We start from the raw sequence: 15,071 nt of genomic DNA, 5'->3' as shown, positions 1-15,071 counted from the left end.
CACAGGCCAACCCATCAGTACAGGTTCGGCTCCATCTCCAGCTCCACCCCGAAGCGCTCGAGGATATCCGCCTGGATCCGCCGAGCCAGCGCATGCAACTGCGCCCCGCTCGCCTGGCCGTAGTTCACCAGCACCAGCGACTGCAAGCGGTGCACCCCGGCATCGCCATCACGATAGCCTTTCCACCCCGCCTGCTCGATCAGCCAGCCGGCCGCCAGTTTCACCTGGCCATCGGCCTGGGGATAGGCCACCACGCCAGGATGCCCGGCACGGATACGCTCGGCCAACTCAGCGGACACCACCGGATTCTTGAAGAAGCTCCCGGCATTCCCCAGCTCAGCCGGATCCGGCAGCTTTTCCCGACGGATGCTGCAGATCGCGTCGCTGATCGCCTGCGCGGTCGGCTGCTCGACGCCCTGCTCCGCCAGGCGCTGACGCACCGGGCCGTAATCCAGGTGTGCCTGCAAGGTACGATTCAAGGCAAAGCGCACCCGCACAATCAGCCAGCGCCCGGGGTTGCGCTTGAACAGGCTGTCGCGATAACCGAACGCGCACTCCTCCAGCGAGAAATCCCGCAGCTCGCCGGTCTCGCGGTCCAGCGCGGTCAGGCCAGCGAACACATCCTTGATCTCCACGCCATAGGCACCGACGTTCTGCATCGGCGCGGCGCCCACGGTGCCGGGGATCAGGCTGAGGTTTTCCAACCCGCACAAGCCCTGCCCAAGGCTCCACTGCACGAACGGGTGCCAAGGCTCGCCGGCCTCGGCCTCCACCACCACCCGCTCACCATCGTCGCTGAGCAGGCGTCGGCCACGACTGGCCATATGCAGCACCAGGGCCTCGACATCGCGGGACAGCAGCAGGTTGCTGCCGCCGCCGATCACCAGCACCGGTACCTGCCGCTCGGCGGCCTGGGCCAGGGCCTGGCGGACTTCGTCGTCGTCATGGGCCTGGGTGAAGTAGCGGGCACTGACATCGATGCCGAAGGTGTTGTAGGGCTTGAGCGACACGCGCTCCTGCCAGTGCGCCGTCATAACCGCCCCTTGATTTCCACAACCAGCTCGCGGCAGGCCGCCTCGATCAGGTCCAAGACCTGCTCGAAGCCTTCGGCACCGCCGTAGTAAGGGTCCGGCACTTCGTCCAGGGCCGCGCCATAGCGGCGCAGGAACAGGTCGAGCTCGCCCTTGGCGTTGTGCGGGCGCAGGGCCTGCAGGCTGCCCAGGTTGCTCTTGTCCATGGCCAGGACCAGGTCGTACTCGGCGAAATGCGCCGCCTTGACCTGCTGGGCACGCTGGCGCGACAGGTCGTAGCCACGGGCCAGGGCAGCCTTGCAGGTGCGGCTGTCGGGCGCCTTGCCGACATGCCAGTCGCCGGTGCCGGCGGAGGCCACCTGCACCAGATCACCCAGACCTGCGGCCTCGAGCTGGTGGCGCAACACACCTTCGGCGGTCGGCGAACGGCAGATATTGCCGAGGCAGACGAACAGAACGCGCATCAGGCCTCCAGCAAGCGCCGTACGCGCTCCAGGTCTTCAGGGGTGTCCACGCCCACGGCCGGCGCCTCGATGGCGTCGGCGACATGGATGCGCACGCCGTGCCACAGGGCGCGCAGTTGCTCCAGCGATTCGGTCTGCTCCAGCCAGCACGGGCCCCAGGCGACGAAGTCCTGGAGGAAGCCCACGCGGTAGGCGTACATGCCGATATGGCGGCGATAAGGCACGCCCTCCGGCAGCTGGTCACGGTTGTTGGCGAAGGCGTCACGGGCCCAGGGCAGCGGCGCGCGGCTGAAGGTCAGGGCCAGGCCGTGCTTGTCGCTGACCACCTTGACCGCGTTGGGATTGAAAATGGTTTCCGGGGCGTGGATCGGCTCGGCCAGGGTGGCGATGCCGGCTTCCGGGTGCGCGGCGAGGTTGGCCGCCACCTGGTCGATGATCACCGGCGGAATCAGCGGCTCGTCGCCCTGCACGTTGACCACGATGGCATCGGCGGCCAGACCCAGCTGAGCAGCCACCTCGGCCAGGCGATCGGTGCCCGACTCATGGTCGGCGCGGGTCAGCAGCACCTCGGCGCCAAACGCCCGGCAGGCCTCGACGATGCTGGCATCGTCGGTGGCGATGACCACGCGGCTGGCGCCGCTCTTGCGCGCCTGCTCCCACACATGCTGGACCATCGGCTTGCCGGCGATCGACAGCAATGGCTTGCCCGGCAGGCGCGTGGAGCGCAGCCGGGCGGGAATCACCACGGTGAAGTCCAGGCTCATTTGTCCAGGCGCTCTTCGTCGGTCAGGGTGCGCGCTTCGCTTTCCAGCATCACCGGGATGCCGTCGCGGATCGGATAGGCCAGGCCCGCGCCCTTGCTGATCAGCTCGGTCTTGTCGGCGCTGAGCTTGAGCGGGCCCTTGGTGATCGGGCAGGCCAGGATATCGAGCAGTTTGGTGTCCATGGAGGTGTCCTTGCGACGGAAAATGAAAAAAGGCTCAGGGGCGGCCGGGCAGCAGGCGGTCGAGCTGGGCGTCGAACCAAGCGCTGAAGGCGGGTGTCGGCACGGCGTCGACCGCCAGGTACCACCAGTCGTCGGCGGCGAAGGGCCGGCATTTCACCGCATCCTTCTCGGTCATCACCAGTGGCAGCGGCGGGCTGAACGACAGCACTTCACGGCTGTAGGGCGCATGGTCGGCGAAAGGGTGCGGCACCGGCTGCCAGTGTAGCCCCAGCAGGGTGTTGAAGAAACGTTGCGGATTGCCGATGCCGGCCACGGCGTGCAGCGCCTGGCCAGGCGGGAACAGGTCGAGCTCGCGGCGCTCGCCACTGCGCAGGTTGATCAGCGCCGAAGGTTGCAGGCGGAAGGCGAAGCCGTCGTCGCGGTCGGTCTCAGCGCCGTTGAACAGCACCGCGTCCGCCTCGCCCAGGCGCTCGGCCGGCTCGCGCAACGGGCCGGCCGGCAGGCAGCGGCGATTGCCAAGGCCCCGGGCGGCATCGATCAGCACCAGCTCCAGGTCACGGGCCAGGCGGTAATGCTGCATGCCGTCGTCGCACAGGATCAGGTCCGGCGCGTCGCTGGCCAGCAAGGCCTGTACGGCGCGGGAACGGTCGGGGTCGATCACCAGCGGCACGCCGGTGCGCTGGACGATCAGCAGGGGCTCGTCACCGGCCTGCTCCGCAGGCTGGTCAGCCTGGACACGCCAAGGATGTTGCGGCGGCTTGGCGCCATAGCCACGGCTGACCACGCCGACCTTGAGCCCCTGCCGGCGGCAGTGCTCGATCAGCCAAAGGATCATCGGTGTCTTGCCGGTACCGCCGACGGTGATGTTGCCCACCACGATCACCGGTACCGGGGCGCGGTAGCTGGGACTTTCGCCGCTGAGGAAGCGCGCGCGCTTGCGTATCACCACGCGGCGGTACAGCGCCTCCAGCGGGCGCAACAGGGCAAGCGCCGGGTGCCCGGCGTACCAGGCGGCGAGCAGACGGTCGGCGAAGGCCATCAGGGCTTGCCCTGCGCGGCCTCGACGGTGGTCATGCGCAACTTGCTGAAGCCGAGCTTACCGGCCGCGTCCATTGCGGTGATCACAGCCTGGTGCGGGGTCTTGCCGTCGGCGCTGATGGCCAGCGGCAAGGTGATGTCACCGCCGGACTCCTTCTCGATCGCCTCGGTCAGGGTGTCCAGGTCGCTCTTGGGCAGCAGGTGGTTGTTCACCGAGTACACGCCATCGGCGCTGATGGAGATCTCCACCAGCTTGCCCTGGTCGGCCGGCGGCTGCTCGGCGCTGCTGGCCTCGGGCAGCTCGACGCGCAGCTGGGTCTCGCGGGTGAAGGTGGTGGTGACCACGAAGAACAGCAGCAGCACGAACACCACGTCGATCAACGACGCCAGGTTGATGTCGACGTTCTCGCGCTGGCGATTGCGCCGGAACTTCACGCCTTGCCTCCGGCCACTTCCACTTCGCGGTCGCCCTGCAGCACTTCCACCAGCTTGATCGCCTCCTGCTCCATGCCCACCACCAGCTCATCGATGCGGCGCAGCAGGAAGCGGTGGAAGAACACCGCCGGGATACCGACCATCAGGCCGGCCGCGGTGGTGACCAGGGCCTTGGAGATACCCCCGGCCAGGACGGCGGCGTTGGCGGTCATCTGCGAGCCCATGAAGGCGCTGAAGATGTCGATCATGCCAAGCACGGTGCCCAGCAGGCCCAGCAGCGGGGCCATGGCGGCGATGGTGCCGAGAGTGCTGATGTAGCGCTCCAGCTCGTGGATGACCCGCGAGGCGGCCTCCTCGATGCACTCTTTCATGATCTCGCGGCCGTGGCGCGAGTTGGCCAGGCCCGCGGCGAGGATCTCGCCCAGCGGCGAGTCGGCGCGCAGGGCCTTGAGCTTGTCACTGGTGAGTTGCTTGTCCTTGATCCACATCCACACCTGGCCCAGCAGGTGCGGCGGGGTGACACGGCTGGCGCGCAGGGTCCACAGGCGCTCGACGACGATCGCCATGGCGGCGATGGAGCTCAGGATGATCGGCAGCATCATCCAGCCACCGGACTTGACCAATTCCCACACAGTTAGCATCCCCTCGGAAAAAGGCCGCCACTCTACCATAGGAGCGCCTGGGGCTCATCTGCCGGAGGTCAGGGAATTCCTGTGTTGACCCAGGGGCTGCTTTGCAGCCCTTTCGCGGCACAAGGCCGCTCCTACAGGGATCGCGCAGTCCCTGCAGGAGCGGCCTTGTGCCGCGAAAGGGGCGCAAAGCGCCCCCGGCTCAATCCCCAATCCCCCGCCAGAACCGCCGCTCCCTGCGCACACCCTCCACCCCACCCCGACTCCCCAGCACCAACCGCAACGCCCCCTCCACCGCCGTGTCATGCACCACCACCCCATGCCGCCGATAGCGCTCGACCACCTGCCCATGGGGATGCCCGAAACCATTGTGCCGCCCTCGGGAAATCAGTACCCCGCGCGGCGCCGTGGCCTGGACGAACGGCTCGCTGGACGACGTGCGGCTGCCATGGTGCGGCGCCTGCAACCAATCCATCCGAGGATCCTCGGCTGCGGCCAGCCACGCCCGCTCCGCGCCGGCCTCCATGTCCCCGGCCAGCAGCAGGCGCTCGCCCTTGGCCTGCACCCGCAACACACAAGAGCGCTCGTTGCTGGAAGCCCCCTGCGGCCAGTGCCAGAGCTCGAAATCGACGCCATCCCACTGCCAGCGCTCGCCGCTGCGGCACAGCGACGCCGGCTCCAGCCCGGCAACCTCGCCAGCCATCACCCGCGCCACCGGCACGCCACGCCGCACGGCCGCCGCCCCACCGGCATGGTCGGCATGGCCATGGCTGATCAGCATCACATCCAGCGCCTTCACCCCAAGCTTGCGCAAGGTCGGCAGCACCACCGTCTCGCCCAGGTCACTGCCGCCCCGGGCCGGGCCTGCGTCATACAGCAGCGCGTGATTACGCGTACGCAGCAGCACCGCCAGGCCCTGCCCCACATCCAGCTGCCAGACCTCCACTTGCCCCGGCGGCACCTGTTCGCGTGGCGCCCACAGCGCCAGCAACAGGACCGCGCCCGGCGCCCGCAACGGCACGCCCCGGGGCAGCAACACCAGCACGGCGCCCAGGCACACCAGCAGCCAGGCCCACAACGGCAGTGGCTCGGGTATCCAGGCCGGCCGCAGCCCTGCCAATCGCGTCAGCACGGCAAACAATCCGTCCAACGACAGGCCCGCCAGCCACAGCATCCCCTCCCCCAGCCCAGGCACCGGCAACAGGGCCGTGCCCAGCAACGCCAGCGGCAGCACGCCCAGGCTCAGCCACGGCACAGTCAGCAGATTAGCCAGCGGCGCACTGAGACTGACGGGCAGCCCCAAGGCCAGCAGCACCGGCAACAACCCCACGGCAATCACCCACTGGGGACGGGTCCAGGCCTGCCAGGGCCGCCAGGCGCCCAGCCGGGCGGCAAAACACAACACCAGCACCGCCACGGCAGCGAACGACAGCCAGAACCCCGGCAACAGGCTGGCCAGCGGCTCGACCAGCAGCACGCCCGACAGCGCCATCAGCAACGGCACCCAGGCGCCCAGATGGCGAAAACGCAAGCGCCAGAGCAGCACCACCGCCAGCATCAGGCACGCCCGCTGCACCGGCACGCCGAACCCCGCCAGCCAGCCGTAACCCAGTGCCGCCGTCATCGCCAGGCCGCAGGCCCAGGGCAGCCACGGCAGACGCAGGGGCCAGGCCCCCAGGCGCGCCAGCCCCGCCACCAGCCCGTAGACCAATCCGGCCAGCAAGCCGATGTGCTGCCCGGAAATCACCAGCAGGTGCACCGTGCCGGTGGCCTGCAGCACCTGCCAATCCTCCCGCGCCAAGCCTGCCCCATCCCCGAGCACCAGGGCCGCCAACGCCGCTTCCCGGCCATGGGCATCGGTGGTCAGCAAACGCTGGCGCAGGCCGTCGCGCCAAGTGCTGGCCTCCTCGCCCTGGCGCGTACCGGCCTTGACCGTGCCGGTGGCACCGACCCGCCGCGCCAACAGCGTGGCCTCCTGATCCGGGCCATGGGGGTTGAGCAGGCCCTGCGGCCGACGCAGGTTGACCGCCAGCCGCCAGTGCTCCCCCGCCCGTAGCGGCGGCCCGTCAAACCAGCTCAGTTGCACGCGTTGGGGCAACCGGGCCCGACGTGACTGCGGCTGCTCCAGCTCGAAACGCACGCCGCGCTCGGTACGGGTCGGCAGGCCGACCACCCGCCCCTCCAGCCACAGCGTGCGGCCGTCCAGCGCGGCCGGCAGGCGGTCGTCCAGGGCCTGCTGCGCCGACCAGCAGGCCCAGCACACACCCAGCACCCACCAGCCCAGCGGCCAGGCCCGGGTACGCAGGCCAGCCAGGGCCAGCAAGAGCAATGGAATCAGCCATCCGACCGGTGGCAGGGCAGGTAAAAAGCGCAGGCTCAACAGCCCGAGCACCAGCGCCAGCATCCCTGTGCGCATGAGATAGAGCTCCAGAAGCGAAAACGGCCCCTGAGGCTTAGCCGATCGGCGGGAAAAACCTGCTAATCAATTGTCACAAACTCTGAACGAGGCTGCGCTTCAATCAAGGCATACTGACGCCCTTCAACCCCGCCGGGAGCCCACATGCCGCGCCGTCTGTTCAAACGCTACATGCCGGACCCGACCAGCATCCGCGAACACAAGTCCTTACGCTTTTTCGGCAAGCTGCTGCACGACCCCAACCTGTGGCACCTGAATCGCCATTCGGTGGCGCGGGCCATGGGCGTCGGCCTGTTCGCAGCGCTGATCCCGATTCCCATGCAGATGCTGCTGGCCGCCGCGCTGGCGATCCCGGTGCGCGGCAACCTGCCGATCGCGGTGAGCCTGGTGTGGCTGACCAACCCGCTGACCATGCCGCCGGTGTTCTTCGTCACCTACATGACCGGCGCCTGGCTGATGCAGGTGCCGCCGCGCACGCTGCCCGACGAGATCACCGTCGACTGGGTCACCGACCAGCTGGCGACGATCTGGCAACCGTTCCTGCTGGGCTCGGTGGTGTGCGGGGTGGTGCTCGGCGTGCTCGCCTACTTCACCACCATGGGCTACTGGCGCTGGTGGGTGGGCCGGCAGTGGCGCCGGCGCCAGTGCCGCTGTGCCCTCACCCGCAGCTCAGGCACGCATGCCGCGGCCGCTGACCAGCAGGCGCACGCACAGCAGGTAGAGCAGCGCGGTGGCCACCAGCATGAAGCTGATCGCCGTGCCGATGCTGATGTCCGACACCCCTAGGATGCCGTAGCGGAACGAGTTGACCATGTGCAGCACGGGGTTGGCCAGCGACACGGTCTGCCAGAACGGCGGCAGCAGGTTGATCGAATAGAACACCCCGCCCAGGTAGGTCAGCGGCGTCAGCACGAAGGTCGGGATGATCGAGATGTCGTCGAAGTTGCGGGCGAACACCGCGTTGACGAAGCCCAGCAGCGAGAAGATGGTCGCGGTCAGCAGCACCACGACGATGGTCACGCCCAGGTGATGCACCTGCAGATGGGTGAAGAACAGCGACAGGATGGTCACGATCACCCCCACCGCCAGCCCTCGTAGCACACCGCCCAGCACATAGCCGACGAGGATGGTGTGCGGCGACACCGGCGACACCATCAGCTCCTCGATGGAGCGCTGGAACTTGCTGCCGAAAAAGCTCGACACCACGTTGCCGTAGGAGTTGGTGATCACCGACATCATGATCAGCCCCGGCACGATGTACTCCATGTAGGTGAAGCCGCCCATGTCACCGATCTGCCGGCCGATCAGGTTGCCGAAGATCACGAAGTACAGGACCATGGTGATGGCTGGCGGCAGCAGGGTCTGCGGCCAGATACGCAGGAAGCGCCGCACTTCGCGGTAGACGATGGTGTTCAGGGCAACCCAGTTGGTGCGCAGCTCCACACTCATACGGCCACCTTCGACAGGTTCTTTTCCACCAGGGACACAAACAGCTCCTCGAGTCGGTTGGTCTTGTTGCGCAGGCTCTGCACCTCGATGTTCTTCAGCGCCAGCTGGCCGAACAGCGCGGTGATGCCGATGTCCTTGTCCACCTGCACCTCCAGGGTATGCGGGGTGATCAGCCGGCACGGGTAACCCTGCAGCTCAGGCGCGGCGGGCAGGTCGTGCTTGAGGTCGAGGACGAAGGTCTCGACGTGCAGCTTGCCCAGCAGCTGGCGCATGCTGGTGTTCTCGACGATGGTGCCGTGGTCGATGATGCCGATGTTGCGGCACAGCTGTTCGGCCTCTTCGAGGTAGTGGGTGGTGAGGATGATGGTGATGCCCTTCTGGTTGAGCTCGGTGAGGAAGCTCCACATCGAACGGCGCAGCTCGATGTCCACCCCGGCGGTCGGCTCGTCGAGGATCAGCAGGCGCGGCTCGTGGATCAGCGCCCGGGCAATCATCAGCCGGCGCTTCATGCCGCCGGACAGCGAACGCGACGGCACGTCGCGCTTGTCCCACAGCCCGAGCTGCGTCAGGTACTGCTCGGCGCGCTCCTTGGCCACCTTGGGCGGGATGCCGTAGTAGCCGGCCTGGGTGACGACGATGTCGAAGGTCTTCTCGAACTGGTTGAAGTTGAACTCCTGGGGCACCACGCCCAGGCAGCGCTTGAGCGCCGCGGGCTCGCGGTCCAGGTCGTGGCCGAACACGTTGACCGTGCCGCTGGTCTTGTTCACCAGGGTCGAGAGAATGCCGATGGTGGTGGACTTGCCGGCGCCGTTGGGGCCGAGCAAGGCGAAGAAGTCGCCTTCGGAAACGTCCAGGTCGATGCCCTTGAGGGCCTGGAAACCGTTGCCGTAGGTCTTGGTCAGCTGTCGGATGGACAGGGCGGAACTCATAGCGGGTCGGGTACCGAGAAAAGGGTGCGGGACACGCCAGGTGAAGTCACTGGCGCAGTGAGTGCGGCCATGGTGCAAGGGCTGGCAGCACAAGTACAGTCACATCTATTGATAATGACTATCGAAGTGGCGTCACGTCAGGGCGGTCATCACCGCCGCCTGGTAGGCCGGGCGCTGCTTGAGGCGCGCGTACCAGGCTTCGAGGTGGCGCATGGCCGGGCGTTCGATGGGCATTTCGAACCAGGCGTAGATGAAGCTGCCCAGGGGAATGTCGCCCATGCCGATCTGCTCGCCGGAGAGGTACGGCTGTTTGGCCAGGGTCTCGTCGGCGATGGCCAGCAGTTGCGCGCACTGCTTGTGCGCGGCGTTGATCGCCACCCAGTCGCGCTGGTCCTCGGGGGTGCGTAGCAGGCCCCAGAACAGCGGGCGGAACGGGCCTGCGAAGGACGAGGTGGTCCAGTCCATCCACTTGTCGGCCAGGGCGCGCTGGCGCGGGTCGTCGAGGTACCAGCCTTGTTCCGCGCCGTACTCGGCGCACAGGTAGCGCACGATGGTGTTGGACTCCCACAGCACCAGGTCGCCGTCTTCGAGCATGGGCACCAGGCCGTTGGGGTTGAGTGCCCGGTAATGCGGTTCGTTGACCACGCCGAAGGCGCCGCCGGCATCGATGGACTCGAAGTCCAGGCCCAGCTCGTGGGCGATCCACAACGCCTTGCGCACATTGCTCGAATTCTTGCGGCCCCAGATCTTCAGCATGGCAACGTCCTTAATGAATGCGGGAGGGGGGTCAGTCTACTCCAAGCGGTGGGCGGTGCCAGCGAAACCGGGGGGCCGCTTTGCGGCCCTTTCGCGGCACAAGGCCGCTCCTACTGGGACCGCACCACGGCAAAGCTGGCGCACATCCTGTAGGAGCGGCCTTGTGCCACGAAAGGGCTGCGCAGCAGCCCCTGCGATCTCAAAGACTGTCAGATATTTCCGAACCTGAAACCAAATGCTTCAGCCAGCAAAACTTGGGAACTATCCTACGCGCTTGCCGGAAGCCGCCGCGTTGTCGGGGAAATACCCCGGGGATAACTTCACCAGGTCGCCAAATTGGGTGACCGGGCGTGAGAAACCCGACTACATATGACAACCAGCGGCTTCGTCATGGTGGCCGTGTGCGGGCAGACTTTGGTCTGGCCGGGTTTGTCCTATGTCCCGGTTTTCTCACCTCGTACACGGCCGCCACCCTCACCTCGTGAGAAAAGGCCTGGATGGTGGTTTTCAATGACCGCATAGGACTCTCGACCATGAAAAAAATCGTCCCAGACCCACCCCGCCTCTCCCACTTCATCACCATCCGCCCCACCCTCCCCCGCGACGACGCCATGGCCGCCGCCGTCGAAGTGGCCACCGCCCTTTCCGACGTCCTCGACATCTACTTCAAGACCGAGCCCGGCGAAACCCAGGACCGCCTGTTCACCGCCAGCGACTACCTCGGCCAGCTGGCCTGCGCCCTGCTCGAGCACAAGCCGCAGGTGCAGCCATGAGCCGCGGGCATACCGCGGGCCGCACCACCTGCCTGGACCTGTTCAAGGTCGAGCCGGGCGTTACGTTCGAAGACGCCTTCAGCGAGTTGTCGGTGCTGCTCGGCTGCATCCGCCACCTGACCTGCGAGGCGGAGATGGAAGGCGACCTGCTGGCCGGCAGCTCGGCGCGGATCCTCAGCGCCATGGCCAAGGCGCTGATCGATGACATGGAGGTGGGGCTGAACCGGAAGACCGCATGAACCGCGGGGGCTGCTGCGCAGCCCTTTCGCGACACAAGGCCGCTCCTACAGGGGTACGCATATCCCTGTAGGAGCGGCCTTGTGTCGCGAAAGGGCCGCACAGCGGCCCCAGGATCCATCAACCACCACCGAACTCCCGCCACCCAACCCGGTCAGTCTTCTAAGCAGGCCATCCACCCCAACACGTCTAAGCTCTGTGGATCGCCCCCGCCCCCCGCTTCCAAGGAGGAAGAATCATGCTGCTGTTGTGGTTGCTGGTCCTGGTGCTAGGCGCCGCGTATCTCCTGCATCGGCGCCTGGCGCCACTGCAGATCCTCGCGGCAATCGCCGCCTATACCCTGCTCATGGGCCTGTTCAGCACGGCGCCGGGCTGGCTGCTGACGCTGATCTGGGTGGTGATCGCCCTCAAGGCCGCCTTCTTCGTCCTGCCCGAAATGCGCCGCAAGCTGTTCACCGCGCCGATGTTCAGCTGGTTCCAGCGCACCCTGCCGCCGATGTCGCAGACCGAGCGCGAAGCCATCGACGCCGGCACCGTGTGGTGGGACGGCCACCTGTTCAGCGGCCGCCCCGACTGGAACACCCTGCTCGACTACGACGCGCCCAGGCTCACCGATGAGGAACAGGCCTTCATCGACGGCCCCACCGAGCAGCTGTGCGCCATGGTCAGCGACTGGCAGATCGGCCAGGACCTCGACCTGCCGCCGCAAGCCTGGGACTTCATCAAGCAGCACGGCTTCTTTGCCCTGATCATCCCCAAGGAATACGGCGGCAAGGGCTTCTCGGCCTACGCCCACTCCCAGGTGGCGATGAAACTGGCCACCCGCAGCGGCGACTTGGCCTCCACGGTGATGGTGCCCAACTCCCTTGGCCCGGCCGAACTGCTGCTGCACTACGGCACTGATGAGCAACGCAGCCACTACCTGCCGCGCCTGGCCCGTGGCGACGACATCCCCTGCTTCGCCCTCACCGGCCCCCTGGCTGGCTCCGACGCCGGGGCCATGCCCGACACCGGCGTCATCTGCAAAGGCCAGTGGCAGGGTGAAGAGGTCATCGGCCTGCGCCTGAACTGGGAAAAGCGCTACATCACCCTTGGCCCGGTGGCCACCCTGCTGGGCCTGGCTTTCAAGGCCTACGACCCCGACCACCTGTTGGGCGAGCAGACCGAGCTGGGCATCAGCCTGGCACTGATCCCCACCGACCTCCCCGGCGTGGAAATCGGCCAGCGGCATCTACCGTTAGGGGCTGCGTTCATGAACGGCCCCAACAGCGGTAAGGACGTGTTCGTGCCGCTGGACTGCCTGATCGGCGGCCAGGCCATGCTCGGCAAGGGCTGGATGATGCTGATGAACTGCCTGTCGGTGGGCCGCTCGATCTCCCTGCCGGCGGTCGGCACGGGCGCGGCCAAGTACACAAGCCTCGTCACCGGCCAGTACGCCCGGGTGCGCGAACAGTTCAACGTGCCGCTGGCCGCCTTCGAAGGCATCCAGGAATCCCTGGCGCGCATTGGCGGCAACGCCTGGCTGATGGACAGCGCCCGCCTGCTCACCGCCAAGGCCGTGGACCTCGGGGAAAAACCCTCGGTGCTGTCGGCGATCCTCAAGTACCACCTCACCGAGCGCGGCCGCGAATGCATCCAGCACGCCATGGACGTGCACGGTGGCAAGGGCATCATCATGGGCCCAAACAACTACCTGGGCCGCAACTGGCAAGGCGCGCCGATCTTCATCACCGTCGAGGGGGCCAACATCCTGTCGCGCAACCTGATGATCTTCGGCCAGGGCGCGATCCGCTGCCACCCGTTTGTGCTCAGGGAAATGGCCCTGGCCGGGCGCGAGGACCACGACCAGGCGCTGAACGAGTTCGACGACCTGCTGCTGCAGCACATCCTGTTCGCCGCCGGCAACGCTGCCAGCACCCTGGTGCTGGGCCTGGGCCTGGGGCATTTCGAGAAGGTCCCGGGTGATGCCCTGAGCCAGGGCTACTTCCGCGCCCTCAACCGCCAGGCGGCGGCGTTCGCCCTGCTGGCCGACCTGTCGATGATGCTGCTGGGCGGCGCGCTCAAGCGCCGCGAACGCCTGAGCGCCCGGCTGGGCGATGTGCTCAGCTATCTGTACCTGTCCAGCGCCGCGCTCAAGCGCTATCACGACCTCGGCTCGCCCGAGCATCTACGTCCGCTGCTGCGCTGGGCGCTGGAGGAAAGCCTGGGGCAGGCCGAGAAAGCGCTGGACGCATTGCTTGACAACTTCCCCAATCGTTTCCTGGGCTGCGCCCTGCGGGTGCTGGTGTTCCCGTTCGGCCGCCGGCATACCGGGCCCAGCGATGAACTGGATGCCGAGGTGGCGGCGCTGATCGGCCGACGCAAAGGCGACCCGGCGCTGGAAGAGCTGCTGGCGGGTTGCTTCAGGCCTCAGGCCGACGGCGACCCGGTGGCCGCACTGCAGACGGCCTGCGACCTGCTGGACGATGCCGCCCCGCTGCACAAGGCGCTGCATCAGGCAGTCAAGGAAGGCAAGGTGCAGGCGGCACCGGGGCAATCGCTGATCGACGCCGCCATCGAAGCGGGCGTATTGCAGGCGGAGGAAGGCCAGCACCTGCATCAGGCCGAGCAGGCGCGGCGGGTGGTGATCGATGTGGATGCGTTCGACAAGGACGTGCTGTTGCCCGAGGCAGGCAAAGTGCGCTGAGCATTCGTCGACCGCATCGCGGGGCAAGTCGCATCGGCGCACCGCCGCTGCCGCTCCCACGAACATAAGTTCACAGTTTGTTCGTGGGAGCGGCGGTGCGCCGATGCGACTTGCCCCGCGATAGCGCCAGTACAGGCAGCCACGCTGCCAGCCTATGCAAAACCGGCGTATACTCCGCCCCCCGTTTCAACCACCGAGGACCGCCGCCATGGCCAACCCCCATCTGGAATACCACCTGCAACTGCTCCACCACCTGCGCACCATCCTGGCCGCGCTGGGTGAAGCCGAACAGGTCCCGGAGGAAAGCCACGCCCTGTTCCTCGAGCGCTTCGACGAACTGCTCACCCTGCTGCCCCAGGACCCACTGGAAAGCCAGTACCTGGGCCAGGACCTGATCTGCCAGGTGATCCAACGCTATCCGCAGATCGCCCATCTGGTGCCGCGTGATTTGCTGTGGTTCTTTGGCGGGGATTGCTTGCATTTCATGCCGGATGACGAGCTGGAGCTTTACCAGACGCTGGAAGAGCGACGCTACGAGGCAGAGCAGAACGGCGAAGCGTTTGATTGGCACCAAGAAAAGCAACTGCTAGCCAAGCCTGCTCAGGGTGATATTCACTGATGTAGATGCATCCCGGCCCCATATGGGCCGGGAACCCCAATCACCTGAGCGGGACAAGTGAATTCACTCCGCCAAATCACGATCTAGCAAATCAGGGGGAATCCTAGCCTTACCCCCGAAAAAATGATGCGCCGAAGAACATAAGAACTCTGCTTCCAGTCGAAGTCGTTCTACCTGCGGAGGGGGCTGCGGCCCTTTACTTTCTTCATAACGCCTCCACGCATCGACCGCCCGTTTACATATCTCCAGCTGGACTTCCAAATCCGTCTTTTCGATCGTCACGGTCATTGCTCCTTCCTTGTTCAAGGCAGAATGGAGTGGGATCAGGCGCGCCACATTCTCCCCCGACAGAGTAATAACTGATGGTATGAGTACGAACATCGGGCACGTAACGAGTAGCGCCATGCCGTTGTACGCCCTCAGACGACATTAGCCAACTAGCAAAATTGATAGGTGTGCTGAGCCAGCTCGCCCCAAAAACCAACCAAGCGAGCAAAAAAAAACGCCACTTCAAATGAAGTGGCGTTTTCAATTTGGAGCGGGAAACGAGACTCGAACTCGCGACCCCGACCTTGGCAAGGTCGTGCTCTACCAACTGAGCTATTCCCGCAGGGTGAAGCTTTACCGCATGTGGCGTGAAGCGCCTTGACGACCTTCACCACC

17 protein-coding genes and 1 tRNA gene are annotated in these 15,071 nt (G+C 66.4%); 5 read left to right on the top strand and 13 right to left on the bottom strand.

The window, feature by feature from the left end:
* Nucleotides 1-14: 14 nt before the first annotated feature.
* The 8 genes from murB to V0R62_RS24585 all read right to left on the bottom strand — a co-directional run bounded on the left by murB (nucleotide 15) and on the right by V0R62_RS24585 (nucleotide 6,959).
* The gene (murB, locus tag V0R62_RS24620; protein ID WP_186600582.1) at nucleotides 15-1,034 is read right to left on the bottom strand and encodes a UDP-N-acetylmuramate dehydrogenase; all 1,020 of its coding nucleotides are present in this window, start codon (nucleotides 1,032-1,034) and stop codon (nucleotides 15-17) included.
* Nucleotides 1,031-1,495: a low molecular weight protein-tyrosine-phosphatase gene (locus V0R62_RS24615; protein WP_330105560.1), complete on the bottom strand. Its 465-nt coding sequence runs from the start codon at nucleotides 1,493-1,495 to the stop codon at nucleotides 1,031-1,033. The genes murB and V0R62_RS24615 overlap by 4 nt, the downstream gene beginning before the upstream one ends.
* Nucleotides 1,495-2,259: a 3-deoxy-manno-octulosonate cytidylyltransferase gene (kdsB, locus tag V0R62_RS24610; protein ID WP_330105559.1), complete on the bottom strand. Its 765-nt coding sequence runs from the start codon at nucleotides 2,257-2,259 to the stop codon at nucleotides 1,495-1,497. Before kdsB ends, V0R62_RS24615 begins: the two co-directional genes overlap by 1 nt.
* A complete protein-coding gene (locus V0R62_RS24605; protein ID WP_011532874.1) occupies nucleotides 2,256-2,441 on the bottom strand; it encodes a Trm112 family protein in 186 nt (61 codons plus the stop codon). Before V0R62_RS24605 ends, kdsB begins: the two co-directional genes overlap by 4 nt.
* A gap of 34 nt (nucleotides 2,442-2,475) precedes the next feature.
* The gene (gene lpxK, locus V0R62_RS24600; protein ID WP_330105558.1) at nucleotides 2,476-3,480 is read right to left on the bottom strand and encodes a tetraacyldisaccharide 4'-kinase; all 1,005 of its coding nucleotides are present in this window, start codon (nucleotides 3,478-3,480) and stop codon (nucleotides 2,476-2,478) included.
* Nucleotides 3,480-3,914: an ExbD/TolR family protein gene (locus V0R62_RS24595; RefSeq protein WP_110739307.1), complete on the bottom strand. Its 435-nt coding sequence runs from the start codon at nucleotides 3,912-3,914 to the stop codon at nucleotides 3,480-3,482. Before V0R62_RS24595 ends, lpxK begins: the two co-directional genes overlap by 1 nt.
* A complete protein-coding gene (locus V0R62_RS24590; RefSeq protein ID WP_028690976.1) occupies nucleotides 3,911-4,546 on the bottom strand; it encodes a MotA/TolQ/ExbB proton channel family protein in 636 nt (211 codons plus the stop codon). Before V0R62_RS24590 ends, V0R62_RS24595 begins: the two co-directional genes overlap by 4 nt.
* A gap of 199 nt (nucleotides 4,547-4,745) precedes the next feature.
* Complete coding sequence (locus V0R62_RS24585) at nucleotides 4,746-6,959, bottom strand: DNA internalization-related competence protein ComEC/Rec2 (protein WP_330105557.1); 2,214 nt, start codon at nucleotides 6,957-6,959, stop codon at nucleotides 4,746-4,748.
* 144 nt (nucleotides 6,960-7,103) lie between these two features.
* Here V0R62_RS24585 and V0R62_RS24580 point away from each other — a divergent pair, with 144 nt between their 5' ends.
* Nucleotides 7,104-7,745 carry a DUF2062 domain-containing protein gene (locus V0R62_RS24580; RefSeq protein WP_052896362.1) on the top strand — a complete coding sequence of 214 codons (642 nt, stop codon included), beginning with the start codon at nucleotides 7,104-7,106 and terminating at the stop codon, nucleotides 7,743-7,745.
* Here V0R62_RS24580 and V0R62_RS24575 read toward each other — a convergent pair.
* From V0R62_RS24575 to V0R62_RS24565, 3 genes are all read right to left on the bottom strand, one after another.
* Nucleotides 7,629-8,408: an ABC transporter permease gene (locus V0R62_RS24575; protein WP_028690974.1), complete on the bottom strand. Its 780-nt coding sequence runs from the start codon at nucleotides 8,406-8,408 to the stop codon at nucleotides 7,629-7,631. The two genes, V0R62_RS24580 and V0R62_RS24575, sit on opposite strands and share 117 nt — an antisense overlap.
* Nucleotides 8,405-9,337, bottom strand: coding sequence for an ABC transporter ATP-binding protein (locus V0R62_RS24570; RefSeq protein WP_028690973.1), 933 nt, complete (start codon nucleotides 9,335-9,337; stop codon nucleotides 8,405-8,407). Before V0R62_RS24570 ends, V0R62_RS24575 begins: the two co-directional genes overlap by 4 nt.
* 132 nt (nucleotides 9,338-9,469) lie before the next feature.
* Nucleotides 9,470-10,093 (bottom strand): glutathione S-transferase, encoded by a 624-nt coding sequence (locus V0R62_RS24565; RefSeq protein ID WP_330105556.1) that lies wholly within the window; start codon nucleotides 10,091-10,093, stop codon nucleotides 9,470-9,472.
* A gap of 533 nt (nucleotides 10,094-10,626) precedes the next feature.
* On the opposite strand from V0R62_RS24565, the gene V0R62_RS24560 reads away from it, so the two are divergent.
* From V0R62_RS24560 to V0R62_RS24545, 4 genes are all read left to right on the top strand, one after another.
* The gene (locus V0R62_RS24560) at nucleotides 10,627-10,866 is read left to right on the top strand and encodes a hypothetical protein (protein ID WP_330105555.1); all 240 of its coding nucleotides are present in this window, start codon (nucleotides 10,627-10,629) and stop codon (nucleotides 10,864-10,866) included.
* Nucleotides 10,863-11,105 (top strand): DUF3077 domain-containing protein, encoded by a 243-nt coding sequence (locus tag V0R62_RS24555; protein ID WP_186735909.1) that lies wholly within the window; start codon nucleotides 10,863-10,865, stop codon nucleotides 11,103-11,105. The genes V0R62_RS24560 and V0R62_RS24555 overlap by 4 nt, the downstream gene beginning before the upstream one ends.
* A gap of 236 nt (nucleotides 11,106-11,341) precedes the next feature.
* The gene (locus V0R62_RS24550) at nucleotides 11,342-13,789 is read left to right on the top strand and encodes an acyl-CoA dehydrogenase (RefSeq protein ID WP_330105554.1); all 2,448 of its coding nucleotides are present in this window, start codon (nucleotides 11,342-11,344) and stop codon (nucleotides 13,787-13,789) included.
* Nucleotides 13,790-13,997: 208 nt separating this feature from the next.
* Nucleotides 13,998-14,408, top strand: coding sequence for a PA2817 family protein (locus tag V0R62_RS24545; RefSeq protein WP_050704684.1), 411 nt, complete (start codon nucleotides 13,998-14,000; stop codon nucleotides 14,406-14,408).
* Nucleotides 14,409-14,471: 63 nt separating this feature from the next.
* Here V0R62_RS24545 and V0R62_RS24540 read toward each other — a convergent pair whose 3' ends face one another.
* A complete protein-coding gene (locus V0R62_RS24540) occupies nucleotides 14,472-14,696 on the bottom strand; it encodes a hypothetical protein (RefSeq protein WP_330105553.1) in 225 nt (74 codons plus the stop codon).
* 246 nt (nucleotides 14,697-14,942) lie between these two features.
* Nucleotides 14,943-15,018 (bottom strand) — tRNA-Gly (locus V0R62_RS24535).
* Nucleotides 15,019-15,071 lie beyond the last annotated feature (53 nt).

Origin of the sequence: Pseudomonas carassii (assembly GCF_036324045.1) — a bacterium.
GTDB lineage: Bacteria > Pseudomonadota > Gammaproteobacteria > Pseudomonadales > Pseudomonadaceae > Aquipseudomonas > Aquipseudomonas peradeniyensis.
This window is presented reverse-complemented; position numbering and strand designations above follow the sequence as displayed.

What these genes read in the sequence shown, in the direction of transcription:
- V0R62_RS24615 (WP_330105560.1), bottom strand. Translation starts at nt 1,495, where the DNA reads ATGCGCGTTCTGTTCGTCTGCCTCGGCAATATCTGCCGTTCGCCGACC.
- V0R62_RS24580 (WP_052896362.1), top strand. Translation starts at nt 7,104, where the DNA reads ATGCCGCGCCGTCTGTTCAAACGCTACATGCCGGACCCGACCAGCATC.
- V0R62_RS24540 (WP_330105553.1), bottom strand. Translation starts at nt 14,696, where the DNA reads ATGACCGTGACGATCGAAAAGACGGATTTGGAAGTCCAGCTGGAGATA.
- kdsB (WP_330105559.1), bottom strand. Translation starts at nt 2,259, where the DNA reads ATGAGCCTGGACTTCACCGTGGTGATTCCCGCCCGGCTGCGCTCCACG.
- V0R62_RS24585 (WP_330105557.1), bottom strand. Translation starts at nt 6,959, where the DNA reads ATGCGCACAGGGATGCTGGCGCTGGTGCTCGGGCTGTTGAGCCTGCGC.
- V0R62_RS24565 (WP_330105556.1), bottom strand. Translation starts at nt 10,093, where the DNA reads ATGCTGAAGATCTGGGGCCGCAAGAATTCGAGCAATGTGCGCAAGGCG.
- murB (WP_186600582.1), bottom strand. Translation starts at nt 1,034, where the DNA reads ATGACGGCGCACTGGCAGGAGCGCGTGTCGCTCAAGCCCTACAACACC.
- V0R62_RS24545 (WP_050704684.1), top strand. Translation starts at nt 13,998, where the DNA reads ATGGCCAACCCCCATCTGGAATACCACCTGCAACTGCTCCACCACCTG.
- V0R62_RS24560 (WP_330105555.1), top strand. Translation starts at nt 10,627, where the DNA reads ATGAAAAAAATCGTCCCAGACCCACCCCGCCTCTCCCACTTCATCACC.
- V0R62_RS24605 (WP_011532874.1), bottom strand. Translation starts at nt 2,441, where the DNA reads ATGGACACCAAACTGCTCGATATCCTGGCCTGCCCGATCACCAAGGGC.
- V0R62_RS24575 (WP_028690974.1), bottom strand. Translation starts at nt 8,408, where the DNA reads ATGAGTGTGGAGCTGCGCACCAACTGGGTTGCCCTGAACACCATCGTC.
- V0R62_RS24555 (WP_186735909.1), top strand. Translation starts at nt 10,863, where the DNA reads ATGAGCCGCGGGCATACCGCGGGCCGCACCACCTGCCTGGACCTGTTC.
- V0R62_RS24570 (WP_028690973.1), bottom strand. Translation starts at nt 9,337, where the DNA reads ATGAGTTCCGCCCTGTCCATCCGACAGCTGACCAAGACCTACGGCAAC.
- V0R62_RS24550 (WP_330105554.1), top strand. Translation starts at nt 11,342, where the DNA reads ATGCTGCTGTTGTGGTTGCTGGTCCTGGTGCTAGGCGCCGCGTATCTC.
- lpxK (WP_330105558.1), bottom strand. Translation starts at nt 3,480, where the DNA reads ATGGCCTTCGCCGACCGTCTGCTCGCCGCCTGGTACGCCGGGCACCCG.